24 protein-coding genes are annotated in these 25,308 nt (G+C 66.5%); 7 read left to right on the top strand and 17 right to left on the bottom strand.

The features are described from left to right. Nucleotides 1-28 precede the first annotated feature (28 nt). From MRBLST15_RS13675 to MRBLST15_RS13710, 8 genes are all read right to left on the bottom strand, one after another. Nucleotides 29-1,432, bottom strand: a complete 1,404-nt coding sequence (locus MRBLST15_RS13675; RefSeq protein ID WP_312704365.1) for a mannose-1-phosphate guanylyltransferase/mannose-6-phosphate isomerase — start codon at nucleotides 1,430-1,432, stop codon at nucleotides 29-31. Between the two features lie 14 nt (nucleotides 1,433-1,446). Then, nucleotides 1,447-2,793, bottom strand: a complete 1,347-nt coding sequence (locus MRBLST15_RS13680; RefSeq protein WP_265953433.1) for a phosphomannomutase — start codon at nucleotides 2,791-2,793, stop codon at nucleotides 1,447-1,449. A gap of 89 nt (nucleotides 2,794-2,882) precedes the next feature. Continuing rightward, nucleotides 2,883-3,284 (bottom strand): GtrA family protein, encoded by a 402-nt coding sequence (locus MRBLST15_RS13685; RefSeq protein WP_265953434.1) that lies wholly within the window; start codon nucleotides 3,282-3,284, stop codon nucleotides 2,883-2,885. Continuing rightward, on the bottom strand, nucleotides 3,281-4,567 hold the full coding sequence (locus tag MRBLST15_RS13690; protein WP_367786272.1) for an NAD(P)/FAD-dependent oxidoreductase: 1,287 nt from the start codon (nucleotides 4,565-4,567) through the stop codon (nucleotides 3,281-3,283). The genes MRBLST15_RS13685 and MRBLST15_RS13690 overlap by 4 nt, the downstream gene beginning before the upstream one ends. A 2-nt stretch (nucleotides 4,568-4,569) precedes the next feature. Then, nucleotides 4,570-5,520: an NAD-dependent epimerase/dehydratase family protein gene (locus MRBLST15_RS13695; protein ID WP_265953436.1), complete on the bottom strand. Its 951-nt coding sequence runs from the start codon at nucleotides 5,518-5,520 to the stop codon at nucleotides 4,570-4,572. Between the two features lie 8 nt (nucleotides 5,521-5,528). Continuing rightward, nucleotides 5,529-6,266 (bottom strand): SDR family oxidoreductase, encoded by a 738-nt coding sequence (locus MRBLST15_RS13700; RefSeq protein ID WP_265953437.1) that lies wholly within the window; start codon nucleotides 6,264-6,266, stop codon nucleotides 5,529-5,531. 2 nt (nucleotides 6,267-6,268) lie between these two features. Further along, nucleotides 6,269-7,576 carry an FAD-binding oxidoreductase gene (locus MRBLST15_RS13705; RefSeq protein WP_367786274.1) on the bottom strand — a complete coding sequence of 436 codons (1,308 nt, stop codon included), beginning with the start codon at nucleotides 7,574-7,576 and terminating at the stop codon, nucleotides 6,269-6,271. After that, nucleotides 7,576-9,018 carry a UbiA family prenyltransferase gene (locus tag MRBLST15_RS13710; protein ID WP_265953439.1) on the bottom strand — a complete coding sequence of 481 codons (1,443 nt, stop codon included), beginning with the start codon at nucleotides 9,016-9,018 and terminating at the stop codon, nucleotides 7,576-7,578. The genes MRBLST15_RS13705 and MRBLST15_RS13710 overlap by 1 nt, the downstream gene beginning before the upstream one ends. Nucleotides 9,019-9,183: 165 nt before the next feature. On the opposite strand from MRBLST15_RS13710, the gene MRBLST15_RS13715 reads away from it, so the two are divergent. The 3 genes from MRBLST15_RS13715 to MRBLST15_RS13725 are packed head-to-tail and all read left to right on the top strand — an operon-like array spanning nucleotide 9,184 to nucleotide 11,182. Then, a complete protein-coding gene (locus MRBLST15_RS13715; RefSeq protein WP_265953440.1) occupies nucleotides 9,184-9,915 on the top strand; it encodes a CoA transferase subunit A in 732 nt (243 codons plus the stop codon). Nucleotide 9,916: 1 nt separating this feature from the next. After that, nucleotides 9,917-10,549 (top strand): CoA transferase subunit B, encoded by a 633-nt coding sequence (locus MRBLST15_RS13720; protein ID WP_265953441.1) that lies wholly within the window; start codon nucleotides 9,917-9,919, stop codon nucleotides 10,547-10,549. Nucleotides 10,550-10,594: 45 nt separating this feature from the next. Then, on the top strand, nucleotides 10,595-11,182 hold the full coding sequence (locus MRBLST15_RS13725; protein ID WP_367786277.1) for an alpha-ketoglutarate-dependent dioxygenase AlkB family protein: 588 nt from the start codon (nucleotides 10,595-10,597) through the stop codon (nucleotides 11,180-11,182). An 84-nt stretch (nucleotides 11,183-11,266) separates the two neighbouring features. Here the strand turns inward: MRBLST15_RS13725 and MRBLST15_RS13730 are convergent, their stop codons facing one another. From MRBLST15_RS13730 to MRBLST15_RS13745, 4 genes are read right to left on the bottom strand one after another with little or no spacing between them, the layout of a single operon-like run. Continuing rightward, nucleotides 11,267-11,908: an ABC-type transport auxiliary lipoprotein family protein gene (locus MRBLST15_RS13730; protein WP_100462834.1), complete on the bottom strand. Its 642-nt coding sequence runs from the start codon at nucleotides 11,906-11,908 to the stop codon at nucleotides 11,267-11,269. Continuing rightward, entirely contained in the window at nucleotides 11,905-12,831 is a 927-nt protein-coding gene (locus MRBLST15_RS13735; RefSeq protein WP_025878489.1) for an MlaD family protein, read from the bottom strand. The genes MRBLST15_RS13730 and MRBLST15_RS13735 overlap by 4 nt, the downstream gene beginning before the upstream one ends. 3 nt (nucleotides 12,832-12,834) lie before the next feature. Further along, on the bottom strand, nucleotides 12,835-13,662 hold the full coding sequence (locus MRBLST15_RS13740) for an ABC transporter ATP-binding protein (protein WP_165376213.1): 828 nt from the start codon (nucleotides 13,660-13,662) through the stop codon (nucleotides 12,835-12,837). A gap of 1 nt (nucleotide 13,663) precedes the next feature. Then, entirely contained in the window at nucleotides 13,664-14,785 is a 1,122-nt protein-coding gene (locus MRBLST15_RS13745; RefSeq protein WP_312704360.1) for an MlaE family ABC transporter permease, read from the bottom strand. 92 nt (nucleotides 14,786-14,877) lie between these two features. Here MRBLST15_RS13745 and MRBLST15_RS13750 point away from each other — a divergent pair, with 92 nt between their 5' ends. Continuing rightward, entirely contained in the window at nucleotides 14,878-16,137 is a 1,260-nt protein-coding gene (locus MRBLST15_RS13750; protein ID WP_367786280.1) for a threonine/serine ThrE exporter family protein, read from the top strand. A gap of 119 nt (nucleotides 16,138-16,256) precedes the next feature. On the opposite strand, the gene MRBLST15_RS13755 is transcribed toward MRBLST15_RS13750, so the two are convergent. The 3 genes from MRBLST15_RS13755 to MRBLST15_RS13765 form a co-directional block, all read right to left on the bottom strand. Next, on the bottom strand, nucleotides 16,257-16,640 hold the full coding sequence (locus MRBLST15_RS13755) for an H-NS family nucleoid-associated regulatory protein (protein WP_089238647.1): 384 nt from the start codon (nucleotides 16,638-16,640) through the stop codon (nucleotides 16,257-16,259). Nucleotides 16,641-16,862: 222 nt separating this feature from the next. After that, nucleotides 16,863-18,566 carry a proline--tRNA ligase gene (locus MRBLST15_RS13760; RefSeq protein ID WP_367786282.1) on the bottom strand — a complete coding sequence of 568 codons (1,704 nt, stop codon included), beginning with the start codon at nucleotides 18,564-18,566 and terminating at the stop codon, nucleotides 16,863-16,865. Between the two features lie 617 nt (nucleotides 18,567-19,183). Next, on the bottom strand, nucleotides 19,184-19,561 hold the full coding sequence (locus MRBLST15_RS13765; protein ID WP_265955672.1) for a DUF4124 domain-containing protein: 378 nt from the start codon (nucleotides 19,559-19,561) through the stop codon (nucleotides 19,184-19,186). A gap of 80 nt (nucleotides 19,562-19,641) precedes the next feature. Here MRBLST15_RS13765 and pssA point away from each other — a divergent pair, with 80 nt between their 5' ends. The 3 genes from pssA to rimI are packed head-to-tail and all read left to right on the top strand — an operon-like array spanning nucleotide 19,642 to nucleotide 21,424. Next, the gene (gene pssA, locus MRBLST15_RS13770; protein WP_312704359.1) at nucleotides 19,642-20,421 is read left to right on the top strand and encodes a CDP-diacylglycerol--serine O-phosphatidyltransferase; all 780 of its coding nucleotides are present in this window, start codon (nucleotides 19,642-19,644) and stop codon (nucleotides 20,419-20,421) included. After that, the gene (locus MRBLST15_RS13775) at nucleotides 20,418-20,930 is read left to right on the top strand and encodes a hypothetical protein (protein ID WP_367786284.1); all 513 of its coding nucleotides are present in this window, start codon (nucleotides 20,418-20,420) and stop codon (nucleotides 20,928-20,930) included. The genes pssA and MRBLST15_RS13775 overlap by 4 nt, the downstream gene beginning before the upstream one ends. Further along, nucleotides 20,927-21,424, top strand: a complete 498-nt coding sequence (gene rimI, locus MRBLST15_RS13780; RefSeq protein ID WP_099820366.1) for a ribosomal protein S18-alanine N-acetyltransferase — start codon at nucleotides 20,927-20,929, stop codon at nucleotides 21,422-21,424. The genes MRBLST15_RS13775 and rimI overlap by 4 nt, the downstream gene beginning before the upstream one ends. Nucleotides 21,425-21,482: 58 nt before the next feature. Here rimI and MRBLST15_RS13785 read toward each other — a convergent pair whose 3' ends face one another. Then, the gene (locus MRBLST15_RS13785) at nucleotides 21,483-22,304 is read right to left on the bottom strand and encodes an EamA family transporter (RefSeq protein WP_312704358.1); all 822 of its coding nucleotides are present in this window, start codon (nucleotides 22,302-22,304) and stop codon (nucleotides 21,483-21,485) included. Between the two features lie 129 nt (nucleotides 22,305-22,433). After that, complete coding sequence (locus tag MRBLST15_RS13790) at nucleotides 22,434-25,277, bottom strand: valine--tRNA ligase (RefSeq protein WP_367786287.1); 2,844 nt, start codon at nucleotides 25,275-25,277, stop codon at nucleotides 22,434-22,436. Between the last annotated feature and the right edge of the window lie 31 nt (nucleotides 25,278-25,308).

The raw sequence follows: 25,308 nt of genomic DNA on the forward strand, positions 1-25,308 counted from the left end.
CGGTCGGCACCCACCAGCGGGCGCCGGGTCAACTGCGCCCGTACGTATCCTCGAAGCGCACGATATCGTCCTCGCCGAGGTAACTGCCCGACTGCACTTCAATCAGTTCCAGCGGCAGCTTGCCCGGGTTGCGCAGGCGGTGGGTCACGCCCAGCGGAATGTAGGTGCTCTGGTTCTCGCTCAGCAGGATTACTTCATCGCCGCGGGTGACTTCAGCGGTACCGCTGACCACGATCCAGTGCTCGGCACGGTGATGGTGCATCTGCAGGCTCAGCGTACCGCCCGGCTTGACCGTGATCCGCTTGACCTGGAAACGCTCGCCGTTGTCGATCGAATCGTAGGCCCCCCACGGGCGGTAGACCTTGCGGTGCCAGGTCGCTTCGCTGCGGCCGTCGGCCTTCAGCTTCGCCACCACCGTCTTGACCTCCTGCATGCGGTCGGCCTTGCCGACCAGTACCGCATCGTCGGTCTCGACCACGATGACATCATCGAGCCCGACCATCGCCACCAGGCGCTCGCCATAGGCATAGGTGTTGCGGCAGTCGATGGCGATCACATCGCCCTGGTGCGCGTTGCCATCGCCATCCTGCTGCGAGACATCGCGCAGTGCCGTCCAGGAGCCCACATCGTTCCAGCCGGCATCCAGGGGCACCACCACCGCATCGGCGGTTTTTTCCATCACCGCGTAGTCGATCGAATCGGACGGCACGGCAGTGAACGCGTCCTTGTCCAGACGGGTGAAATCGGCATCGCGGCGTGCGCTCTGCCATGCATTGCGGCAGGCTGACAACATGGCCGGCTGCAGGCGTTCCAGCTCCTGCAGGTATCGCGAGGCCTTGAACAGGAACATGCCGCTGTTCCAGTAATACTGACCGCTGGCCACATAGCCGGTGGCGGTGTCCAGATCGGGCTTTTCGACGAAGCGTTCGACCGCGCGCACGCCTTGGCCATCGGCAGCCTTGATGTAGCCGTAGCCGGTTTCCGGGCCGGTCGGCACGATGCCGAAGGTGACCAGCTTGCCGGCTTCAGCGGCGCCGGCAGCCGCCTGTACCGCAGCGCGGAACGCAGCCTCATCGGTGATCACGTGATCGGAGGGCAGCACCAGCAACAGCGCATCGGCGCCGTCGCGGGTGGCTTCCAGCGCAGCCACGGCAATCGCCGGGGCGGTGTTGCGGCCGACCGGCTCAAGGATGATCGCCGCCGGCTCGGCGCCGACCTGCTGCAGTTGTTCGGCAGCAACGAAGCGGTGCTCTTCGTTGGCAATGACCAGCGGGCCACGGCTGGCAATGGGAGCCACGCGCTGCCAGGTCGCCTGCAGCATCGTCAGCTTGCCTGCCAGTGGCAGGAACTGCTTGGGATACGCCTCCCGCGAGAGCGGCCACAGACGGGTACCGGAACCACCGGAGAGGATGACGGGCTGGACGGTGTTCATCAGTGCGTCTCCGCTCAGGCTTTCAACAGCGCGGCGATTTCATCGGTGCGCGCCTGCATCAGCGCGGCGTCACCACGCGATTCCACGTTCAGGCGCAACAGCGGTTCGGTGTTGGAGCTGCGCAGGTTGAAGCGCCAGTCGCCGAAGTCGGCACTGATGCCATCGGTATGGTCCAGTGCAGGCGTCTGTGCGGCGAAGTGCTCCATCACCCGCGCGACGGCTGCCTTTGCATCGGCGACCTTGAAGTTGATCTCGCCGCTGCACGGATAGGCGGCCATGCGGTCTTCGACCCAGTCGGCCAGCGAACGGCCGCTTTCGGAAATGAGCTGGGCAATCAGCAGCCACGGGATCATGCCCGAGTCGGCGTAGGCGAATTCGCGGAAGTAGTGATGGGCGCTCATTTCACCGCCGTACACCGCGTCCTCTGCGCGCATCTTTTCCTTGATGAAGGCATGGCCGCTCTTGCACAGCACCGGCACACCGCCGGCCTGCTCGACCATTTCCACGGTGTTCCAGACCAGGCGCGGGTCATGCACGATCTTGCCGCCCGGGTTGCGGTCCAGCGCGGCCTTGGCCAGCAGGCCGACCAGGTAATAGCCTTCGATGAAGCGCCCGGTATGGTCGAAGAAGAAGCAGCGGTCGAAGTCGCCATCCCAGGCGATGCCGAAATCAGCGCCATGCTCGCGCACGGCTTCGGCAGTGGCTGCGCGGTTCTCCGGCAGCAGCGGGTTGGGAATGCCGTTGGGGAAGCTGCCATCGGGTTCATGGCAGATGCGGATGAACTGCAACGGCAGGTGCGGCGCCAGCAGGTCGACGATGGCGCCAGCGCCGCCATTGCCGGCGTTCACCACCAGCTTCAGCGGCTTCAGCTTGCTGGCATCGACGTAGCCCAGCAGGTGCTGGATGTAGTCACTCTTGTCGTGCCGCGAGCTCTGGCTGGCGCGCGGTGCCTGCGCATCGGCGGTATCGGCGGCAACCGCATCGGAGATCGCGAACAGGCCGGTATCCGAACTGATCGGCCGGGCGTTCTCCTTGACCAGCTTCATGCCGTTGTAATCCATCGGGTTGTGGCTGGCGGTCACCATCACACCGCCTGCCGCGCGCAGATGATCGGTCTGGAAATAGACTTCCTCGGTACCACACAGGCCGATGTCGATCACTTCGCGACCGGCGCCACGCAGGCCGGCTGCCAGGGCGTCCTGCAGCGCTGGACTGGTCAGGCGCACGTCGTGTCCCACCACTACCGGGCCGGGCGACAACTGATCGGCCAAGGCCACGCCGATCCGGCGGGCGAGGTCTTCGTTCAGTTCTTCCGGCACGCGGCCGCGGATGTCATAGGCCTTGAAGGCGGGCAGGGGCATCGAGCGAATCCTTGGTGAGATCAGTGGGCTAGTGTAAAGGCAGCGATGTGTGGGAACCGTTTCCGCGGGCGGGGACAGCGCCGGTGCAGTCACCGGAACGACAGGTACTTGTGGCCGAAGTAGCTGGAGAACACCGGTACCGCCACCCCCACCGCATGCGCGATCTCCAGCCGGAACAGGGACACACCCAGCCAGGGCAGCACATGGAACGCCAGCAGGGTCGAGACCAGCCAGGTCTGTGCCACCGCCGCCAGATTGACCAGGACGAAATAGAACGCCGAATGATGCAGCGAGCGACGGCTGTCCCTGAACACGAACAGCCGCGACAGCACGAACGCGGTCACCATGCCGGTCACGTAGGCCAGCACGATCGCGGTGCTGAAGCCGAACCAGTGGCTGTAGCCGATGCGCGACAGGACGTTGACCAGCGCGGCCAGCCCGCCCACCAGCAGGAACAGCAGGAACTGCCGCGAGGCCAGCGCCTGGATCATTCCACCACTTCCCGCGCCAGCGCCCGGCCGAAGCCGATGCTTTCGGAGATGCCGCGGTCTTCAGGGTAGTAGTGCGAGGTGTCGGCCACCCACAGTCCCTCCACCGGCAGCTTTCTCGGCGGCAGGCGCGCCAGGAAGCCCGGTTCGCAGATCGGCTGGGCGTGGCGATAGCGGCTGGCGTGGATGTCGATGAAGTCGTCGGCTGCCAGCGCCGGGTTGATCTGCATCAGGTAGCGGCGCACCTTGTCGATGAACACGGCATCCGGCTCGGCGTACTTGGGATGCTCGCCGGGCATGTAGAACGGCACGTACACGATGTGCGCCTCCATCGGGCGCAGATTGCTGTATTCCACGATGCCGGGAATATCCATGTCCGGGTCGTTGGTATTGACCCAGAAATTGGCGGAGACCGGCCTGCGCAGCTTGGCGATCACGCAGACCACCGCGATGTTGTTCAGCGCGCGGAACTTCGCCAGGATCGGCTCGGGCAGGTCCGGCGCAAGCCGCGGAATGAACGGCAGCGGCACGGTCGACACCACTTTGTCGAACGGCAGCCGCTCACCACCGGCCTGCACGCCCTGCACCTTGCCGTCTTCGATCACGATCCGCTGCACGGGCGTGGACAGATGCACCTGCCCGCCATGACGCAGGATGTCTGCGTGCAGGCCGTCGAGCAGGGTTGATGATCCGCCCTCCAGATAGCCCAGCTTCTCGCGCATCAGGCTGTAACGGGAGCGGCCGATGCGGCGGATGCGGCTCCAGATCCATGCCGCCGACAGGTTGCCGGCGTAGTCGTAGAACTTGTAGTCGAACAGCTTGCGCCACAGCACCTCGTACGCCTCGGCGCCCACCCAGCGCCGGATCCAGCCGCTGGCCTCGACGTCGTCCAGCGGCGTCCAGTCGTTGCGGCGGGTGCACAGGAAGGCATGCAGGCCATAGCGGAATTTGGCCACCAGCCCCAGCCCCTTGAAGCGCAGCAGTGCCACCGGGTTGCCCCATGCCTGCAGGCGCTTGCCGAACCAGTAACCCATCCGGGTTTCGGTCCAGCGCATCTTCGAGGCCAGGCCCAGTTCGTCCAGCACGGTCAGGAAGTCGCTGTCCGAAGTGCAGTGGAAGTGGTAGTAGCGCTCGATCTGCAGGCCGCCGAAATCGAAACTGGCGGTCATTCCGCCGACCCGGTCATCGGCCTCGAGGACCACTGGGTGATGGCCGTCGCGGGCCAGCTGGTAAGCCACGGCCAAACCCATCGGGCCGGCGCCAAGAACGGCGATGCGTTCGCTCATGATCAGAACTCCAGGGCGATGTCGCCGTACTCGGGATCGTTGAAGGTGGCGTCGATCGCCTCGGCAAACGGGGTCGGCCGTACGGCGAAGATGCCGGGCCAGTCGATCACTTCGAATTCGTCGTGGGCGACCAGTGCCTGCAGCTGTGCGGCGGTGAACGGCGGGTCGCGGTCGAACAGGGCCCAGGTCCGCAGCAGCAGGCGGAACAGGCCATAGGGAATGTGCAGCAGCCGTGCGCGTGCACCGGTGCTGCGCTTGATCTGGGCGATGATGTCGACGTAGTCGACCTTCTCCAGTCCGGTGATGTTGTAGCGCTGGCCGCTGATGCGCGAGCGCAGGCAGCTGGCGATGATGCTGGCGAAATCACCGGCGTACAGCGGCTGTCGCATGTAGCGGCCGTCGCCGGGAATGGGGAACACCGGCACCTTGCGCATGAAGCGCGACAGCCAGCCCAGATGCTTGCGGTCGAACCAGCCGAACATGAGCGTGGGGCGCAGGATCACCGCAGCGATGCCGCTGTCGGCGACCATCTGTTCCTGCTCGCGCTTGGTGCGGGTGTAGTGGTCGTCGGCCACCGAGCACACCACCGAAGAACTGATGTGTACGGTGTAGGGCACGGCATGCCGCCCGATGGCCTGCAGGATGTTGGCGGTGGCGGTGAGGTTGTTGCGCACGAACGGCAGCGGATCGTTGCCACCGATCTGCGCCTGCAGCATCACCACTGCATCGGCACCGGCAAAGTGCTGCTCCCATGGCCCAGGATCGGCCAGGTCGGCCAGCACGGTGGTCAGCTCCGGATGCATGCGCTGCAGGATCGCCAGGTTGGCTTCGTGCTTGTCGATCACCACCAGGTTCCGATACCCCTGGCGCTTGAGGATGGCAACCAGGTTCTGTCCTACCAGGCCGGCGCCACCGGGGAGGATGATCTTCCGGGCCAGGGCGGCGGCGGGCATGTCGGCACTCACAGCGTGGCCCGGTTGAAGACGGCCTGCGGCAGCAGGCGGATCACCGCCATGATCAGACGCCAGAAGCCGGGCACATACAGCACCGGGGTGCCGCGGCCGATGCCGGCGACGACGCGCCGTGCCACCTGATCGGGGCTGGCCCACAGCGGGCCCTTGGGCAGGTGCGAGGTCATCGGCGTGTCGACGAAACCGGGTCGGATATCGACCACCGCTACGCCGCGCTTGTGCAGACGCTGGCGCAGGCCGCTGAGGAAGGCGCTGGTGGCGGCCTTGGCCGCGCCATAGGCGTAGTTGCTCTGCCGTCCGCGATCGCCGGCCACCGAGGTGATCACGGCGATCGTGCCGTGGCCTGCGTCCGCCAAGCGGTTGGCTATCGGACCCAGCAGTGCCATGGTGGAGGTGGCGTTGGTGGAAAACTCGGACAGGAACGCCTCCACCGATGCCTCGCACGCGGCCTGGTCGGGCAACGTGCCGTGGGCCACCAGCACCAGATCGGGTGCGCCCAACCGCTGCCACGCCCGGTCGATCATGGTGGCGTGTGCGGCCAGGTCGTTGATGTCCAGTACGTGCTCGTCGACGTTGGCGGCGCCGCGTACTTTCAGGTCGGCGGCGATCACCGCCAGCCGATCGGCATTGCGTGCCACCAGCTGCAGCGACGCGCCACGGGCGGCGTAGCGGCGGGCAATGGCCTCGGCGATGGCGGACGTGGCGCCGATGATCAGGATCTTCTGCATGCTTACTCCGTAACCCGGCGCCAGAAGCCGGACGAAAAACGTGGATCGAGGTACGTCGACATCTGCTGCCAGCGGGGAAACGCGCGCTGGAAGGATGCCGCGCTCATCCGTGCATCCTTGGCCGGATACAGCGCGCCACCTGCTTCATCGACGATCCGGTCCAGGCGGTCCAGCAGGGTGAACACCGACGCGCCGGTATTGGGAAAATCCAGCGCCAGCGTGGTGCCTGGCCGGGCAAAGGACAGCAGGCCGGGCGAGGGCAGTGTGCCGAACTGTTTGAGCACCGCCAGGAAGGAGCCCTGCCCGCTGCGTGCGATTTCCCGCAGCAGCGCGGTCACGCCGTCGGCAGCATCGGCCGGCGGCAGCACGCACTGGTACTGCAGGAAACCGGATGGGCCATACATCCGGTTCCAGTGGCCGATGCTGTCCAAAGGATGGAAGAACGGCATCAGGTGCGCCACCGAGCGTTTGCGGCGCGCCAACTGGCGCCAGTAGTACATCGCGTTGAACGGACGCAGGGTCAGCCGGTTCACCAGCGAGATCGGCGGAGTAAACGGCATGCCCAGTCGTCGGTGCGGCGCCGATGGCCGTTCGCCCACGCGTTGCGCGGCATGGTTTGCGCGGGTGAAGTGGCCGCGCCCCAGCTGGCGCCCGCTGGCCAGGCAGTCGATCCACGCCACGCTGTACTCGTAGTCGGCGGCGGAGGCCTCGGACAGGGCGAAGAACTCGTCCAGGCCAGCGAAGCGGATGTTCTCCACTTCCAGGCTGGTGCCGGGCACGCGACGCAGCTGCAGCTCCACCCAGGTCAGCAGGCCGGTCAGGCCCAGCCCGCCCACGGTAGCTGCGAACCAGCTGTCCGCATCGTCCTCGGCCCGGCACACGCGGCGGCTGCCGTCGCTGCGCAGCAGCTCGAAGGACAGCACATGCCGGCCGAAGCTGCCGTGGTGGTGATGGTTCTTGCCGTGAACGTCATTGGCCAGCGCGCCACCGACGGTCACCTGCGAGGTGCCCGGGGTGACCGGCAGGAACCAGCCCTGCGGCAGCACCAGTGCCACGATCTCTTCCAGGGTCACTCCGGCTTCGCAGAGCAGGCGGCCCGTGGCAGCGTCGAAGGCGATGAAACGGTCCAGCCCGCGGGTCTGCAGCAGCGTGCCGCCGGGGTTCTGGCAACTGTCGCCATAGCTGCGGCCATTGCCGTGGGGCAGAGCGCTGCCGCTGAAGCGGGGCAGGTCGCCCAGGCGGTCATGCACGGCAACATGGCGGTGCTGCGCCCGTGGGTAACGACCCCAGCAGTCGTCTTCGGCGCGCATCAGATCGCCGCCAGCGCAGACAGTGCGCACAGCACGGCCACCACCTGGCTGGGGCGATCGGTAGCGGCGAACACGATGGGATCATCGTGCATGTCGCCCCGGTGCGCGACGACCCACGCACGGCTCACCCAGTACAGCAGCACCGGGCAGATCAGCCAGAGCAGCTTGGGGTGGCGGTAGAGCTCGATGCTCTCAGGGCTGTTGATGTACAGCGCCATCACCATCACCGCGATGTAGCCGGACGCCGCGCCGAGCGACTGCAGCAGCGGCAGGTCTTCCACGCCATAGCCACGACCGCTGGCACTGGTCTTGCCACGGGCCAGCACGGCGTGGAGTTCGGTGTAGCGCTTGAGCAGGGCCAACGACAGGAAAATGAACATGCTGAAGGCCAGCAGCCAGAACGACAGCTCGGCGCCGATGGCGATGGTGCCGCCGATGATGCGCACGGTGTACAGGCCTGCCAGCAGCACCACATCGAGCATCACGACGCGCTTGAGCCGCAGCGAGTAGGCCAGGGTGAGCGCGTAGTAGAGCATCAGCACGCCAGCGAAGGCAGGGCTGCACAGCCACGCCAGCAGCAGCCCGGTGGCGGTCAGCAGCGGTGCCGCCAGCAGGCCGTGCAGCAGCGGCAGCCGCCCCGCGGCGAACGGACGCAGACGCTTGCGCGGATGCTGCCGGTCAGCCTGCAGATCGAACAGATCGTTGAGCAGGTAGACCCCGGAGGCGCACAGGCTGAACGCGGCGAACGCGAGCACGGCCTGGCTTACCGCGTCCGGTTCGAGGAAGCGGTGCGCGGTGAGCAGCGGCACCAGTACCAGCAGATTCTTCAGCCATTGGTGCGGGCGCAACGCCTTCACCCAGGCCCTGGTCCGCGCCGGTGCCGGCCAGTGCGCGTGCACGGTGGTCTCCCGCGCGGCGGCACGGGCCAGCCGGGCATCGTTGTTGACGACCCAGGCACCGGCGGCGCGCTGCCACACAGCCAGGTCCACCGTGCCGTTGCCGGCATAGTCGAAACCACGCTCACCGAACGATGCCACCAGGGCTTCCGCCTTGTGTGGGCCGGACAGGTTGCGGCGGCCATCGCTGGCGATGACCTGCTCGAACAGGCCGAGATGCTCGGCAATGGGTGCCACAAGCAGGGCGTCGGAGGCTGTGCACAGCACCCGCGGGCGCTGCGGTGTGGTGCGCAGCAGGGCCAGCACGTCCAGGTTGTAGGGCAGCAGCTCGGGCCGCAGGGTGACCCGGGCCGCGATCTTCCGTTTCAACGCGGCCTTGCCCTTCAGCAGCCAGAACGGCAGCAGGAACAGGTAAAGGGGATTGCGCGCCAGCAGCTGCAGCAGCGACTCGTACAGGATGTCCGAATCGAGCAGCGTGCCATCCAGGTCCACGCACAGGGCGTGGCCCTCGTTGCCGGTGGGGGCGTTGGGAAGGGCGCAGGACATCAGCAGGGCAGGGCGACGGACATTCGTGAATTGTAGCTGGCCCATCCCGCCGGACTGCGTTTGATTGCGAACTTGCGCCGGGTCGCACGCGTTTGCTGCGCTGCAGCCGAGCCCAGGCAGGCCCTGCCGATAGAATGGGGGCCTTCTTACCAGCAGGGCGCAACGATGGAGAACACCAAGGCCGCCGGACGGCGCGGCAAACGCTACGCCAGCGCGGCGCAGGCCCTGCAAGGCATCGTTGCCGATGGCCAGACCCTGGCCGTCGGCGGATTCGGCCTGTGCGGCATTCCCGAGGCGCTGATCGCTGCGTTGCGCGACAGCGGGGCCAAGGGCCTGACCGTAATCTCCAACAATGCCGGCGTGGATGGCTTCGGCCTGGGGCAGCTGCTGGAAACGCGCCAGATCAGCAAGATGATTTCGTCCTACGTGGGCGAGAACAAGGAATTCGAACGGCAGTTCCTGGCCGGCGAGCTGGAGCTGGAATTCAACCCGCAGGGCACCCTGGCCGAGCGCCTGCGTGCCGGCGGTGCGGGTATTCCGGCGTTCTTCACCGCCACCGGCTACGGCACGGTGGTCGCCGAAGGCAAGGAAACCCGTGAGTTCGACGGCAAGCACTACGTGATGGAAACCGCGCTGCGCGCCGACGTGGCGCTGGTCAAGGCCTGGAAGGCCGATGAGGCCGGCAACCTGGTGTTCCGCAAGACCGCGCGCAACTTCAATCCGGCCTGCGCGATGGCTGGCAAGGTCTGCATCGTGGAAGTGGAAGAGGTGGTGCCGGTCGGCAGCATCGACCCGGACCAGGTGCACCTGCCGGGCATCTACGTGCACCGCATCGTGCACAACCCCACTCCCGAAAAACGTATCGAACAGCGCACCATCCGTGCGGAGGGCAACTGACATGGCATGGACCCGCGACGAGATGGCGGCGCGCGCTGCCCGTGAACTGACCGATGGCGCCTATGTGAACCTGGGCATCGGCCTGCCGACGCTGGTGGCCAATCACATTCCCGAAGGCGTGGACGTGTGGCTGCAATCGGAAAACGGACTGCTGGGCATCGGCCCGTTCCCGACCGAGGATGAAGTCGATGCCGACCTGATCAATGCCGGCAAGCAGACCGTCACCGCACGTGCGGGGGCCAGCTATTTCGGCAGCCACGACAGCTTCGCGATGATCCGCGGTGGCCACGTCAACCTGGCCATCCTTGGCGCGATGCAGGTGACCGACAAGGGTGACCTGGCCAACTGGATGGTGCCCGGCAAGATGGTCAAGGGCATGGGCGGGGCGATGGACCTGGTGGCTGGCGTGCAGCGCGTGGTGGTGCTGATGGAGCACACCGCCAAGAACGGCGAGCACAAGATCCTGGCCGAATGCACGCTGCCGTTGACCGGCGTGGGCGTGGTCGATCGCATCATCACCGACCTGGCGGTATTCGATGTGACCGATGACGGCCTGGTGCTGGTCGAGACTGCGGCGGGCGTGGGTGAGGATGAGTTGAAGGAAAAGACCGGCGTTGCGTTCAAGCGCAGCTGAGCACCCACGGGGCGGCGCATCGCTGCCCCATCTCCCTGGGCCCCCATGCTGTTCCCACCCGATCTGCCTGATGCTGAAGTCCGCCATCTGCCGGGTTGGTTGCCTGCGGCCGACGCCGATGCACTGCAGCGTGCATTGGCGCAGGCAGTTCCATGGGAAACCCACCGCATCCGCATGTTCGGCAACTGGGTTGACTCACCCCGGCTCAGTTGCTGGATCGGCGATCCGCAAGCGCGTTACCGCTATTCCGGTGCCGAGTTCGTGCCCCATCCCTGGCCGCCGCTGCTGTCGGCATTGCGCGACCAGCTGCAGGTCGAGGGCGTCGGTCGATTCAACAGCGTTCTGCTCAACCGCTATCGCGGCGGCACGGACTACATGGGCTGGCACAGCGATGACGAGCCGGAGCTGGGGCCGGCGCCGCTGATTGCGTCGTTGAGCCTCGGGGCAGCACGACGGTTCCTGCTGCGCCGCCGCGATGACACCACGCGCAAGGCCGAATTCCTGCTCGGGCATGGCGACCTGCTGCTGATGGGCGGCGCTACCCAGCGCCACTACCAGCACGCGCTGCCGAAGATGGCGCGGGTGCAGGGTGAGCGCATCAACTTGACGTTCCGGTGGATCACGCCGCGCTGAGGGCTGCCGCCGTGCATGGCACGGCGCTACCGGAACCGCGCGGGGCAGCGCCGGACCATGCCCGGCGAGTGCAGCGGTGGTCAATCAGCGCTTCAGTGCCTGCTTGTCGTTCTGCCCGCTGCTCAGCGTCCAGCCCACCACGTCCTGCGCCACCTGCTGCAGGCCACGCTCGAAGGCGGCGGCTACGGCCGACACATCGGTGCTGCCTACCGGCTGCAACTGGCGGAAGGTACGGTCGGCGACCACCCGTTGGTTGGTCACGTCGATCAGCTTGGCGTTGATCTCGATGACGACCGTTGGCGTTGCCTGGCCCTGGTAGTCCGATTCGAAGCGACGGATGTCGGTGGACAGCTTGTAGTCGGCGCGGATACCGGCGGCGACGCGGGCCACGCCGTGGATGCGGCCGGAATCCTCGAAACCACGCAGCAGGGTGTCTTCGATCATGTCGGTGGCCGGCTGCGCCCAGCTGGCACCCTTGTAGATCTCCAGCTCCGACGGCGTCGGCCGCACGTTGATGCGCGGGCTGTCGACCATGCGCGCAGCGCTGGGCTTGGCCAGCACCAGTTGCCAGTCGGCCTGCGGCCAGCTGGGGTCGACCTTGACCTGCACGGCGGGGGAATACAGGGTGACGGGATTCTTGTCGCCGCTGCCGAGGATCGAGCAGCCACCCAGCAGGGTGGCCAGCGACGCGGCCAGCAACAGGCGCGGAAGGGTGGTCGGGCTCATTTGGGTTCGAACTCCTTCGGGGCGTCGCGGCCGAGCAGGTAGCGCGCGGGGTTGTTCTCAAGACGGTCGCTGACCCGGCGCAGGTCGCGGATCAGGCCACGCAGTTCACCCAGTGTCGGGCCGAGCTGGCCCAGCCCGTCATTGGCGAAGCTGTTGATGGCCGCGCGGTTCTCGCCGAGGATCGAATCGGCATTGCCGGCGGCCGAATCCAGCTTGGCCAGGGTGGCGTCGAGCTTGTCGATGATGCCCGGCAGCTGCTGCACCAGGTTCTTGTCCAGGCGCTCGATGGTGCCGTTGGTGGTCTTCAGGGTGGCGTCCAGGCTGCGCGCGGCATCGCGCGCGCTGAGCAGCAGCGACTGCGTGCCCTGGTCGCGGTCGGCCAGGCCGCCACTGATCGTTTCCAGATTGGCCAACGTGGCGTTGATCGAGGCGACGTTGCGGTCGCTGAGGATCTGGTCCATGCGCTCGACGATGCGGTTGGCCACGTCGGTGATGTTCTGCAGTGCTGACGGCGTGGTCGGGATGATCGGTGCCGGGTCCTTGTTGACCGTGGTCAGTGCCGGCGACTGCGGCGTGCCGCCGCTGAGCTGGATGATCGACGGGCCGGTCAGGCTGGTGATCGCCAGCTTGGCGCGGGTATCGGTCTTGACCGGGGTGGTCGAGTTCAGGCGGATGCGCGCGACCACCTGGCGCGGATCGTCCGGTACCAGGTTCAGTTCGGTGATCGAGCCCACCGCGATGCCGTTGTACTGCACCGGGCTGCCGACCGACAGGCCGGTCACCGCTTCGCGGAACACCACCCGGTATTCCTGCCAGGTACGGTCGGAGGAGTACTTGGCGGCCCACAGGCCGAAGGCCAGCAGGGCCAGGCCGGTGATCAGGGTGAACGCGCCGATCAGCACGTAGTTGGCTTTTGTTTCCATGGCTCAGGCACTCTCGATCTGTTCGCCACGCGCGGCGCGCGCGCGGGGTCCGTGGAAGTATTCCTGGATCCACGGATGATCCAGTCTCTCGATTTCCGGTAGCGGCGCATTGGCCACCACCTTGCGGTCGGCGATGACCGCCACCCGGTCGCAGATGGCATACAGCGTGTCCAGGTCGTGGGTGATCAGGAACACGGTCAGCCCCAGCGCTTCCTGCAGGGTCTTGATCAGGCGGTCGAACGCTGCCGCACCGATCGGGTCCAGGCCGGCGGTGGGTTCATCCAGGAACAGCAGCGGCGGATCCAGCGCAAGCGCACGTGCCAGGCCGGCGCGCTTGCGCATGCCGCCGGACAGCTGCGAGGGCAGCTTGTTGATCGCATCGGCAGGCAGGCCAGCCAGCTTCACCTTCAGCAAGGCCAGCTCGTAGTGCCAGCGCTCGGGCAGTTCGCGATGATGTTCCTTCAGCGGCACCTGCACGTTTTCGCCCACGGTCAGCGACGAGAACAGGGCGCCGTCCTGGAACAGCACGCCGGTATTGCGTTCGATGTGCAGGCGGCTCTCGGCGTCGTCGGCACGCGCGTCGCGACCGAGCACTTCGATCTGCCCTTCATCCGGCACGCGCAGTCCGAGGATCGAGCGCATCAGCACCGATTTGCCGGTGCCCGAACCACCCACCACGCCAAGGATCTCGCCACGGCGCACGTCCAGGTCCAGCCCTTCGTGCACGGTCTGGCTGCCAAAGCGGTTGACCAGCCCGCGCACGCGGATGGCCAGGTCGTGGCCTTCGTCGTCCTGCATGGGCACTTCTTCGGGGATCGGATGCGTGCTCATGTCACCAGTCCATATGCATGAACCACAACGCCGCGAAGGCGTCGATGATGATCACCAGCGAGATCGTCTGCACCACGCTGGAGGTGGTGCGCTCGCCGACCGACTGCGCGGTGCCTTCCACCTTCAGGCCTTCCAGGCAGCCGATCAGGCCGATCACCAGCGCAAATACCGGTGCCTTGGACAGGCCCACCAGCATGTGCCGCACTTCCATCGTGTCGTGCATGCGCGCGATGTACATCTGTGGCGGGATGTCGAGGTCGAACGCGCCGACGGTGATACCACCGGCCAGGCCGGCGATCATCGCGATGAAGGTCAGCAGCGGAAGCGTCACCAGCAGCGCGACCAGGCGCGGCAGCACCAGCAGGTCGATGGGGTCGAGCCCCAGGGTGCGCATCGCATCGATCTCCTCGCGTGCCTTCATCGCACCGATCTGCGCGGTGAACGCACTGGCGGTGCGGCCAGCCAGCACGATCGCGGTCAGCAGCACGGCGAATTCGCGCAGGAAGGCGATGTTGACCAGCTCGACGACGAAGATCTCCGCGCCGAAATCGCGCAGGATCGTCGAGCCGAGGAAGGCGATCACCGCGCCGACCAGGTAGGACAGCAGTGCCACCAGCGGCACCGCGTCCAGCCCGACCTGCTCCATCTGGTGCACGGTCGCGGTCAGGCGGAAACGGCGGGGTTCCTTGATCAGGCGTGCGGCCTTGACCAGGTTCTCACCGAGGAAGCTGCACAGCGCCTTGATGTTGTGGCCCGTGGCATGGACGCTGACGCCCAGCCGCTCCAGCGCCGCCAGCACGCCGAAGTCACGCTTCGGCTTCGGACGGTCGTCGGCCACTTCTTCGATGGTGCATACCAGCGCCTGGTGGTCCGGGCGGAACTGCAGCGCGTGTTCGCCAAGATCGGCACGATGGGCGACCCGCAGCACCTGCAGCACGCCGGCCGAGTCGAGCTGCTCGATGCCGGTAGCGTCGATGCCGGTCAGCGTGTCTGGAACGCCACGCAGCACTTCGGCCGCGGCCAGCGCGGTCTTCAGGGTCCAGTGGCCGGACAGCCGGATCAATCCCGGATCCTGAGCGTCCTGTTCGAGCTGGGGGGCGTGGGTCGGGGTCATGGGGGCCATTCGGGTCGCAGCATAACCGTTCTGAATTGCACGTCGCGTCGAACCAGGATGAATTTCTCCAGCAGAGCCTGACGTAGGTAATACTACGGCGCATGTCTGCAGACGCTCACACGATCCCCACGCCCCAGGCCACCTACGCGCAGCGCGTGGCCTTCGTTTCCGAGATCGCCGGCCGCCTGCACAGCTACGGCACCACGGCCCAGCGCCTGGAAGCGGCGGTGGTTGCATTGGCCCGGCAGCTCGATCTGGATTGTGAACCGTGGTCGAACCCCACCGGCATCATCCTCAGTTTCAGCGACCCGGCACAAGCCATCGGCTCCAGCGACATCACCCGGGTGATCCGGCTGGCGCCGGGCGAGAACGACCTGCACAAGCTCAGCGTGGCTGACGGGATCGCCGAAGAAGTGGCCAATGGCCGCATGAGCATCGCCCAGGGCCACACCGCGCTGCGCCAGCTGGACAAGGATCCGGGCCGGCGCGGCAAGCTGCGCACCATCCTGTCCTTCACCCTTGGTGCGGCCGGCGTGGCGGGCATGTGGAAGCTGCCGTGGCTGGATATCGCCACCGCTGGCGTCATCGGCCTGTTGATCGGCCTGCTCGGCATGGTCACCGACAAGCGCCCGGCCAGCCGCGAAGCGGCCGAAGCACTGGCGGCGCTGCTGGCCGGCCTGGTCGCCACCGTGGTTGCCACCTTCGTGGGCGCGCTGAACCTCAATACGGTGATCATCGCCTCGCTGGTGGTGCTGCTGCCTGGCATGTCACTGACCAATGCGGTCAATGAACTGGCCAGCCAGCACTGGGTGTCCGGCACCGCGCGCTTTGCCGGCGCGTTGACCACCATCATGAAGCTCAGTGTCGGCGCGATGATCGCGGTGACACTGGCCGATGTGCTGGGGCTGGACCCGATGATTCGCGCGTCGCGGCCACAGGGGCCGTGGGTGGAGTGGGGCTCGCTGCTTACGGCGGCGTTCGCCTTCGCCATGTTGTTCAAGGCCAACCGACGCGACTATCCGTGGGTGATCGCCGCGTCGGTCGCCGGTTACGCGATCTCCAAATTTGGTGGTCACGCCTGGGGTACGCCGGCCGGCATCTTCCTGTCGGCGATGCTGCTGACCGCCGGCGGCAACCTGTTCGGGCGCGTGGTCGGCCGTCCCGGCGCGATCATCCGCCTGCCGGGCATCATCATGATGGTGCCTGGCAGCACCAGCCTGCGGGGCGTGCTGACCCTGGTCCAGCAACAGGACGTGGGTGCCGGCCAGGGCGTGTTCCTGACCGTGTTGAACGTGGTGATGGCGCTGGTCGCCGGCCTGCTGTTCGGCAACCTGCTGATGCCGGCGCGCAAGACGCTGTAGGTGTGGACCGTTGGTCCGCACACCCTTGAATGGTGTGGGTGTGGACCGTTGGTCCACACACCGGACAAAGAAAAAACGCCGGCTTTCGCCGGCGTTTTTCATTCCTGCCCGATCTGGCCTCAGGCCTTCTTGATCAGGAAATCTTCCGGCTTCTTGCTGCCCTTGGCGGTCAGCTCGGCCATCCAGCGCGGCTGCTTGCCACGACCGGTCCAGGTTTCCTTCGGGTTGGCCGGGTTGCGGTACTTCGGTGCAACCTTGCCCAGCTTGCGGCCGGCGGTCTTGGACGGGGCCTTGGTGGCCTTGGCGACCTTGCGCGCGCGCGGTGCGGGTTCACCACCGAACAGTTCCTCGATGGTGTAACCCTCGGTCTTGGCCAGCTTGCTCAGCTGGGCACGCACCTTGGTGATCGGGCGACGCTTGGCGACGATGGTCTGCTGCTTCTTGGCTGTGCGGATCAATGCGCCCAGCTCACGTGCCGACAGGCCGGTCAGGTCGATGCTCATCAACGATTACTCCAGAAACTAATTTAGGGACAGGGACGAGCCGGTCCGTGGCGTCGCGGGACAGAGTAATGAGGAATTAATCCCAGCACAAACAGTTGCGGTCACCGTCTGTCGGCTGGCTGGCCCGGTTGCGACCATTTTGACCGGATTATGTCCGCTGCGATTTTCCGGGGGGCGGCCATCCGGCAAAAAAAGACCGGGGTATACCCCGGTCTTTTCCGATCAATCCTGCAGGCGCTGCAGCAGGGTGGCCTTGTCCAGGCTCTCCGCTTCGGCGGCGCGGCGCGAGCGGTACTCGAAGGTGCCTGCGGCCAGGCCGCGCTCGCTGACCACCACCCGGTGCGGGATGCCGATCAGTTCCATGTCGGCAAACATCGCGCCCGGGCGCAGACCGCGGTCGTCCAGTGCGGCATCCAGACCGGCGTCGCGCAGCGCCTGCAGCAGGCCTGCGGCCGCATCGGCCACGGCAGCGTCGCCCTTCGGATTGATCACACACACCACCACCTGCCACGGCGCCATCGCGTCGGGCCAGATGATGCCGGCGTCATCGTGGTTCTGTTCGATCGCGGCGGCGACCACGCGCGAAATGCCGATGCCGTAGCAGCCCATCGTCATCACCGCAGCCTTGCCGTTCTCGTCCAGCACGGTGGCATCGAGCGCTTTCGCATAGGTGCGGCCCAGCTGGAACACGTGGCCGACTTCGATGCCGCGGGCGATTTTCAGTTCGCCGCCATCCAGCGCACGATCACCGGCGCGTACATTGCGGATGTCCGCCACTTCCGGTTCGGCCAGGTCACGGCCCCAGTTGACGCCAGCCAGGTGGAAACCGGCCTCGTTGGCACCCACGACGAAGTCGGACATCGCCGCCACTTCGCGATCGGCGACCACGCGGATCGGCTTGGCCGGCGCGACCGGACCGAGGAAGCCCGGGACGCTGCCGAGGTAGTCGGCGATCTCTGCTTCGCTGGCAAAACGCTGCTCGTCCAGGCCGGCAACCTTGCCCAGCTTGATCTCATTGACCTCGTGGTCGCCACGCACCAGCACCAGCACGAACTGCTGTGCCTCGCCTTCGCCGGCGATCAGCGCCACCGACTTCACGGTGCGCTGCAGGTCGATGCCAAGCAGGGCAGCGACGTCTTCGCAGGTTTTCTGGGTCGGGGTCTCGACCTTGCGCAGCGCTTCGCTGGCCGCAGCGCGCGCAGCCGGATCGGCGGCAATGGCCGCTTCCATGTTGGCGGCGTAGTCAGAACCGGTGGAGAACACCAGCGCGTCTTCACCGGAATCGGCGATCACGTGGAATTCCTGCGAGGCGTCACCGCCGATCGCGCCGGAATCGGCCTGCACCATGCGGAAGTCCAGGCCCAGGCGGGTGAAGATGCGGCTGTAGGCCACCTTCATGTTTTCGTATTCACGCACGAGGTCTTCGTCGTGCAGGTGGAACGAATAGGCGTCCTTCATCAGGAACTCGCGCGCACGCATCACGCCGAAGCGCGGGCGGATCTCGTCGCGGAACTTGGTCTGGATCTGGTAGAAGTTCACCGGCAGCTGCTTGTAGCTGGACAGTTCGCTGCGCGCGAAATCGCAGGCCGCTTCTTCGGCAGTCGGGCTGTAGCAGAAGGTCTGTTCCTTGCGGTCCTTGATCTTCAGCAGCTGCGGGCCGAACTTCTGCCAGCGACCGGTCTGCTCCCACAGTTCCTTCGGCTGGATGGTCGGAATCTGGAATTCGACGGCACCGGCACGGTCCATTTCCTCGCGGACGATGCGTTCGACCTTGCGCAGCACGCGCAGGCCCAGCGGCGACCAGGTGTACAGGCCGGACGCGAGCTTGCGGATCATGCCCGCGCGCAGCATCAGCCGGTGGCTGGTCAGCTCGGCGTCGCTGGGGGTTTCCTTGGTGGTGTGCAGGTGGAACTGGGAGAGGCGCATCGTCGGCTTCGGATTACGGCAGAGACACCTATTCTGCCAGCCCGGCCGGGGGAGGGGTATCGGCCGGGCGGCGCCCGGCACCCGCCGAGGCCAGGGCCGGAGCAACTGCAACGGCAACAGCCGGCTTCCTGGGGGATGGCGGGGCACTGCGGGTTTGCGGGGACGCCGTGAATCCGTCCATGGAGGCTTGGTCGCCGCATCCATGCGGCTCACACCCCGCAAATCCACAGTACCCCGCCTTCGACAGTTTCCCGATGGCCAGTAGATCCACGCCATGCGTGGATGCTCTTCGTTCAATTGTCGAAATGTTCGATTTCGATGGAGATTCATCCACGCATGGCGTGGATTTACGTGTCGACCAAGGTCGACACCTACCAAGCGCAGGCCATGCCATTCCGACAGATCGCAGAAACCTGTCGAAGGCGGGGTGGGTCCGGTTGCGGGGGTGTAAGCGCCATGGATGGCGCGCCCAAGCCTCCATGGACGGATTCACGGCGTCCCCCGCAACCGGACCCACCCCGCCATCCCACGGAATGCCCGCTGTTGCTCTGGCTGTCGCCGTTGCCGTTGCCGTTGATTCGGCGGGTGCCGGGCGCCGCCCGGCCGATACCCCTCCTTCAACCCGCCGGTGGGCAGTACGCCTTGATCGTCGCCTCGGCCAGGCCTTTCTGGGTGCCGCGCTGTTCGGTGGTGAGCGCGGTGTCGGCCTTGCCGTCGCCATCGGTGTCCTGCATCACCGGGCCACCGCCCTCCAGCAGCGCCAGGTTGGCGCGCGCAGTGGTGCACTCCTTGGGCACCGGGGTGGCACTGGCCGCCGCTGCTTCTTCCGCCACGGGTGTCCTGGCCTGGGCACGGGTCTCGTATTTGGCCCCGGCCGGCGGCGTTTCCGAATACTGGGTCACGCCCTTGGCGTCCTTCCATTTGTAGACGGGCCCGGCCAGCGCCGTGGTACTGGCCAACAGCAGCAGGCATCCCAGGCAGGACAGGGCACGCATGGCAAACTCCGCAGAATGGGCGTAGAACGCCGATTGCAGCATTGGCGCCGACCGCTGGCAAGTCGATTAAACTGGATTCCATGGACCCGATCACACCGCCGCCGCGCTCGCGCACGATTTATCTGCTGCCCAACCTGTTCACCACGGCTGGGCTGTTCTCTGGCTTCTACGCCATCATCGCCGCGGCCAATGGGGATTTCGTCAATGCCAGCATCGCCGTGTTCGTGGCGGCGGTGATGGATGGCCTCGATGGCCGTGTCGCGCGCCTGACCGGCACCAGCAGCGAGTTCGGCGTGCAGTACGACTCGCTGGCCGATCTGGTCAGCTTCGGCATGGCGCCCGCCTTGGTGATGTACCACTGGTCCCTGTCGGAACTGAAGTACGACGGTGAGCTGGCCGGTCGTCTGGGCTGGGCAGTGGCGTTCCTGTACGCCGCCTGCGCGGCGCTGCGCCTGGCGCGCTTCAATACCCAGGTCGCCGTGGTCGACAAGCGCTGGTTCGTCGGCCTGGCCAGCCCGGCCGCTGCCGGCCTGATGATGTCCTTCGTATGGGCCTTCGCCGATGGCACCCTGGGCTGGAACGGCAACGAGCTGCGCTTCGTGGCGCTGGCGGTGACCCTGGTTGCCGCACTGCTGATGGTCAGCCGCATCCGCTTCTGGAGCTTCAAGGGCGGCGCGGCCAAGGAGGGCGCACGTTCGGACCGCGTCCCGTTCCTGGTGCTGGCACTGGTGCCGATCGCCATCGCCATCGCGGTGATCGACCTGCCACGCGTGTTGTTCGTCGTCGGCATCCTGTACGCGCTGTCAGGCCCGGTGATGTGGGGCGTGCAGCGCCTGCGCAAGAAGCCCGAGGCAGCGTGAGCCAGGACCTGCCCGTGTTGTGGTCTCCGGCCCAGCAGGCCTGGCTGCAGGCCATGGGCTATACCGTCTATCACGATGGCAAGTTGGCCGCCGAAATGGACGCGGCGTTGCAGCTGAGCGTGGCCGAGGCCGCGGCATCGGCACCCATGCCGGTCGAGCCGACGCGCACGGCTGCTCCTTCGATGCAGCACGCACCCGGCCAGCGCCAGGCGGCGCCGGAACCTCGGCCCGAGCGCGCGCCGCCACGCGCTGCCGTGCCGGTGGCGGCACCGGATACCCTGCCGGCGGCTTCCCGTCCGCTGCCAACCGGCAACGCGCGCCAGCCGCTGGTGCGCCTGCCTGATCGCCTGCAGATCGCGCTGTTGCGTGCCTCGGGCTGCAATCCCAACGACCCGGCCACACAGACGCTGATGGACAGCTGGCCGCTGGAACAACTGCGTCGCGACCCCGCAGCCAAGCGCGCCCTGTGGCCGCAGCTGCGCGCACTGCGCAAGGGCGGAATCGCATGAGTGCGGTCAGCCAGCCCGGGCCGGTGGCGATGCGCGCGCTGCGTGAGAGCGATCTCAACGCGGTGATGGCCATCGAAGTGCGTGGCTATCCCTATCCGTGGACCCGTGGCATTTTCCTGGATTGCCTGCGTGCCGGTTATCCCGGCCTGGCCATGGAGCGCGATGGGCTGTTGATCGGCTATGGCGTGCTCAGCCTCGCTGCCGATGAAGCGCATGTGCTGAACATCTGCATCGATCCGCTGGTGCAGTCGCGTGGGCTCGGCCGCCAGCTGCTGCGTGCGCTGGTCCGTCTGGCCGGTGATCGAGGCGCGCAGCGGGTGTTCCTGGAAGTGCGTCCGTCCAATACCCCGGCGCTGGCGCTGTATCACAGCGAAGGCTTCAACGAGATCGGCCGGCGCCCTCGCTATTACCCTGCTGCGCAGGGGCGGGAAGATGCACTGGTGATGGCGATCGAACTGGTGGACGGCGAGCTGGAGACAATGCCGCCGCTGTAATCGGCGTCGCGTGGCCGCTGCGCTCGCCGGGCATGGCCCGGCGCTACCGATGCGTTGTTTACGCCAGCCGCAGCGCCAACACGCCAGCCACGATCAACGCCGCCGCTGCCCAGCGAGCACGTGGTACCCGCTCGCGCAGCAGGAACACTGAAATCAGCAGCGCGAACAGGATCGACGATTCGCGCAGCGCCGACACCATGGCCACCGGCACCTGGGTCATCGCCCACAGCGCCATCGCATACGATGCGGTGGTGCCGATGCCGCCGGCCACGCCCAGCGGCCAGTGCTGGCGCGCATACGCCAGCAACTTGCCGCGCTGCCGATGCAGCGCCCACAGCGGCAACGGAATGCCCGACAGCAGGAACAGCCACAACGTGTAGCTCAGCGCATTGCCGGACAGCCGTGCGCCCTGCGCATCGACCAGCGTGTAGGTGGCGATCATCGCGGCGGTCAGCAACGGCAGGCGCAGCTGGCCGCCACGTGCGCCGCGGGCCATGCACAGGATGCCGCCGCTCACCAGCAGGACACCGAGCCAGGCCGACGGCGGCAGGCGTTCGCCGAGAACGGCGCCGGCCAGCGCAACGAGGATGGGCGCGCAGCCGCGCATCATCGGATACGCCAGGCTCATGTCGACCTGCTGGTAGCAGCGTGCGACCAACGCGTAGTACGTGACCTGCAGCAGCACCGATGCGATCAGCCACGGCCAGCTTTCCGCGGCGGGGAAGGGCAGCCATGGCAAGACGAGCGCAGACAGCAGTGCGGCGCTGCCGGTGACCAGCACCGTGCCGAGGAACTTGTCCGGGCCGCGTTTGACGATCGCGTTCCAGCTGGCGTGCAGTGCCGCGGCAGCGAGGACCAGCAGGAAGATGGAAAGTGGCATCGGGTGATGATGCCAAAACGCAGGGGTGGGTGCCGACCTTGGTCGGCACATCGTTCTGCAGGGCAGGTGCCAACCTTGGTTGGCACGTCACCGCGGTGCGGACCAAGGTCCGCACCCACCACGGAGCCGTTACAGCTTCGCGCGCTGCTCGCGCAGGCCAGCCAGCTGGTTGTTCCAGTCGACCAGGCGCACGCGCTCCTGCTCGATCACCGCCGGCGGCACCTTGTCGGAGAACTTGGCCAGCTTGGTCTCGCTCTTCTCCTGCTCGCCTTCCACGCGCTTGATCTCCTTGTCCAGGCGCGCGCGCTCGGCATCGAGATCAACCAGGCCTTCCAGCGGTACCAGCAGCTTCAGCTCACCGACGATCGCGGTAGCTGCCGGCGGCGCACTCTGTGCGTCGGCCAGCCACTGGATGCTGTCCAGCTTCAGCAGGAAAGTCAGCGAGGCACTGAAGCGCTCGATGCGCACGCGGTCCTGGCTCTGCCCGGCATGTTCCAGTCCCGCCAGCAGGCGCAGAGGTACCAGCTTGGACGGGGCGACGTTCAGTTCGCTGCGCACGCGGCGCACGGCACTGATCACCGCCTTCAACCATTCAACGTCGGCCTCGGCCTGGGCATGGTCGCCCTCGAACTCGGCGGCGGTCGGGTACGGGCGCAGCGACAGCGTGGTTTCGGCCAGGCCCAGGCGCGGGGCCAGCTGCTGCCACAGCTGTTCGGTGATGAACGGGGTCAGCGGGTGCAGCAGGCGCAGCAGCGCTTCCAGCACGTACAGCAGGGTGTGGCGGGTGCTGTCGGCGTCGGCGGCATCGGCACCGTTCAACGCCGGCTTGCTCAGTTCCAGGAACCAATCGCAGAACTCGTTCCAGGCGAATTCGTACAGGCACTGCGCCAGCAGGTCGAAGCGATAGGCGGCGAAATGGCCCTGCGCTTCGGCGGTGGTGGCGGCCAGGCGCGCGAGGATCCAGCGCTCGGCATCGGTACGCGGCGTCGGCACGCCGGTGAACGCCGCACCTTCGGTGTTCATCAGGGTGAAGCGGCTGGCGTTCCACAGCTTGTTGCAGAAATTCTTGTAGCCCTCGGCGCGGTTCATGTCGAACTTGATGTCGCGGCCATGGGTGGCCAGCGCGGCGATGGTGAAACGCAGCGCATCGGCACCATGGGCGGCGATGCCGTCCGGGAATTCCTTGCGCGTGGCCTTTTCGATCTTCTCCACCATGCGCGGCTGCATCAGCCCGCCGGTGCGCTTGGCCACCAGATCATCGATGGTGATGCCGTCGATGATGTCCAGCGGATCGAGCACGTTGCCCTTGCTCTTGGACATCTTCTGGCCCTGGCCATCGCGGATCAGGCCGGTGAAGTAGACGTCCTTGAACGGGACCTTCCCGGTCAGGTTGTCGGTGGCCATGATCATGCGCGCCACCCAGAAGAAGATGATGTCGAAGCCGGTGATCAGCACCGACGACGGCAGGTAGCGGTCGAAACCGCGCTCGGCCATCGCCTGCTCGTTCGGCCAGCCCAGGGTGGAGAACGGCCACAGCTGCGAGGAGAACCAGGTTTCCAGCACGTCGCTTTCCTGGCTCAGCACGACGTCGCTGCCGAGATTGTGCTTCGCCCGCACTTCCGCTTCGCTGCGGCCGACGTAGCAGCTGCCGGTGGCGGCATCGAACCACGCCGGAATGCGGTGTCCCCACCACAGCTGGCGGCTGATGCACCAATCCTGGATGTTGGTCATCCAGTGGCGGTAGGTGTTGATCCAGTTCGGCGGCACGAAGGCGATAGAACCGTCTTCGACCAGCTCGAGGCCACGACGCGCCAGTTCGTCCATCTTCACGAACCACTGGTCGGTCAGGTACGGCTCGATCACCTGGCCGGTACGGTCGCCACGCGGCACCTGCAGCTTGTGCGCCTTGGTCTCGACCAGGATGCCCAGGTCTTCCAGTTCACCCAGCACGGCCTTGCGCGCGTCATAACGGTCCAGCCCCTGGAAACGTTCCGGCGCGTTGTCGTTGATCGCGGCCACCGGCGTGAACAGGTTGATCATCGGCAGGCTGTGGCGCACGCCCACCTGGTAATCGTTGAAGTCATGCGCCGGGGTGACCTTGACCACGCCGGTACCGAACGCACGGTCCACGTAGTCGTCGGCGATCACCGGCACGCGGCGGCCGGTCAGCGGCAGCACCACGCTCTTGCCGATCAGGTGCAGGTAACGCTCGTCTTCGGGGTGCACCATCACCGCGGTGTCACCCAGCAGGGTTTCCGGGCGGGTGGTGGCGACCACCAGGTAATCGCGGGTTTCGCGCAGCGTCTCGACGCCGTCGGCATCGCGCTCGACGTGCTCGTAGCTCAGGCCTTCATCCAGCTGGTAGGCGATCGACCACAGGAAACCCTCTTCCTCGGCGCTCTCCACTTCCAGATCCGAAATCGCGGTCTTCAGCACCGGATCCCAGTTGACCAGGCGCTGGCCACGATAGATCAGGCCCTGTTCGTGCCAGCGCACGAAGGCCTCGATCACCGCTTCGGACGGCTGCGGGTCCATGGTGAAGGTGCTGCGCGACCAGTCGGCCGAGGTGCCGAGCCGGCGCATCTGCCGTTCGATGATGTCGCCGGACTGCTGCTTCCACTCCCACACCTTGCCGATGAAGCCCTCGCGGCCGAGCGAATCGCGGGTCTCACCGTTGCCTTCCAGCGCCAGGTTGCGGCTGACCACCATCTCGGTGGCGATGCCGGCGTGGTCGGTACCCACCTGCCACAGCGTGTCGTAGCCGCGCATGCGGTGGTAGCGCACCAGCGCATCCATCAGGGTCTGCTGGAAGGCATGGCCCATGTGCAGGGTGCCGGTCACGTTCGGCGGCGGCAGCAGGATGGTGTACGGCTCGCCCTTGCCGGACGGCTTGAAATGGCCGGCCTTCTCCCAGGCCTCGTAGAGGTCGGTCTCGAAGGACTTCGGGTCGTAGCTGGAGGCGAGTTGGGTCATGCGGGGGAACCAGTCATCAAGGCGGGAAGGG

Source organism: Stenotrophomonas sp. LST15-1-1.1 (assembly GCF_040815575.1).
Lineage (GTDB): Bacteria > Pseudomonadota > Gammaproteobacteria > Xanthomonadales > Xanthomonadaceae > Stenotrophomonas > Stenotrophomonas lactitubi_B.

What these genes read in the sequence shown, in the direction of transcription:
- MRBLST15_RS13675 (WP_312704365.1), bottom strand. Translation starts at nt 1,432, where the DNA reads ATGAACACCGTCCAGCCCGTCATCCTCTCCGGTGGTTCCGGTACCCGT.
- MRBLST15_RS13680 (WP_265953433.1), bottom strand. Translation starts at nt 2,793, where the DNA reads ATGCCCCTGCCCGCCTTCAAGGCCTATGACATCCGCGGCCGCGTGCCG.
- MRBLST15_RS13685 (WP_265953434.1), bottom strand. Translation starts at nt 3,284, where the DNA reads ATGATCCAGGCGCTGGCCTCGCGGCAGTTCCTGCTGTTCCTGCTGGTG.
- MRBLST15_RS13690 (WP_367786272.1), bottom strand. Translation starts at nt 4,567, where the DNA reads ATGAGCGAACGCATCGCCGTTCTTGGCGCCGGCCCGATGGGTTTGGCC.
- MRBLST15_RS13695 (WP_265953436.1), bottom strand. Translation starts at nt 5,520, where the DNA reads ATGCCCGCCGCCGCCCTGGCCCGGAAGATCATCCTCCCCGGTGGCGCC.
- MRBLST15_RS13700 (WP_265953437.1), bottom strand. Translation starts at nt 6,266, where the DNA reads ATGCAGAAGATCCTGATCATCGGCGCCACGTCCGCCATCGCCGAGGCC.
- MRBLST15_RS13705 (WP_367786274.1), bottom strand. Translation starts at nt 7,576, where the DNA reads ATGCGCGCCGAAGACGACTGCTGGGGTCGTTACCCACGGGCGCAGCAC.
- MRBLST15_RS13710 (WP_265953439.1), bottom strand. Translation starts at nt 9,018, where the DNA reads ATGTCCTGCGCCCTTCCCAACGCCCCCACCGGCAACGAGGGCCACGCC.
- MRBLST15_RS13715 (WP_265953440.1), top strand. Translation starts at nt 9,184, where the DNA reads ATGGAGAACACCAAGGCCGCCGGACGGCGCGGCAAACGCTACGCCAGC.
- MRBLST15_RS13720 (WP_265953441.1), top strand. Translation starts at nt 9,917, where the DNA reads ATGGCATGGACCCGCGACGAGATGGCGGCGCGCGCTGCCCGTGAACTG.
- MRBLST15_RS13725 (WP_367786277.1), top strand. Translation starts at nt 10,595, where the DNA reads ATGCTGTTCCCACCCGATCTGCCTGATGCTGAAGTCCGCCATCTGCCG.
- MRBLST15_RS13730 (WP_100462834.1), bottom strand. Translation starts at nt 11,908, where the DNA reads ATGAGCCCGACCACCCTTCCGCGCCTGTTGCTGGCCGCGTCGCTGGCC.
- MRBLST15_RS13735 (WP_025878489.1), bottom strand. Translation starts at nt 12,831, where the DNA reads ATGGAAACAAAAGCCAACTACGTGCTGATCGGCGCGTTCACCCTGATC.
- MRBLST15_RS13740 (WP_165376213.1), bottom strand. Translation starts at nt 13,662, where the DNA reads ATGAGCACGCATCCGATCCCCGAAGAAGTGCCCATGCAGGACGACGAA.
- MRBLST15_RS13745 (WP_312704360.1), bottom strand. Translation starts at nt 14,785, where the DNA reads ATGGCCCCCATGACCCCGACCCACGCCCCCCAGCTCGAACAGGACGCT.
- MRBLST15_RS13750 (WP_367786280.1), top strand. Translation starts at nt 14,878, where the DNA reads ATGTCTGCAGACGCTCACACGATCCCCACGCCCCAGGCCACCTACGCG.
- MRBLST15_RS13755 (WP_089238647.1), bottom strand. Translation starts at nt 16,640, where the DNA reads ATGAGCATCGACCTGACCGGCCTGTCGGCACGTGAGCTGGGCGCATTG.
- MRBLST15_RS13760 (WP_367786282.1), bottom strand. Translation starts at nt 18,566, where the DNA reads ATGCGCCTCTCCCAGTTCCACCTGCACACCACCAAGGAAACCCCCAGC.
- MRBLST15_RS13765 (WP_265955672.1), bottom strand. Translation starts at nt 19,561, where the DNA reads ATGCGTGCCCTGTCCTGCCTGGGATGCCTGCTGCTGTTGGCCAGTACC.
- pssA (WP_312704359.1), top strand. Translation starts at nt 19,642, where the DNA reads ATGGACCCGATCACACCGCCGCCGCGCTCGCGCACGATTTATCTGCTG.
- rimI (WP_099820366.1), top strand. Translation starts at nt 20,927, where the DNA reads ATGAGTGCGGTCAGCCAGCCCGGGCCGGTGGCGATGCGCGCGCTGCGT.
- MRBLST15_RS13785 (WP_312704358.1), bottom strand. Translation starts at nt 22,304, where the DNA reads ATGCCACTTTCCATCTTCCTGCTGGTCCTCGCTGCCGCGGCACTGCAC.
- MRBLST15_RS13790 (WP_367786287.1), bottom strand. Translation starts at nt 25,277, where the DNA reads ATGACCCAACTCGCCTCCAGCTACGACCCGAAGTCCTTCGAGACCGAC.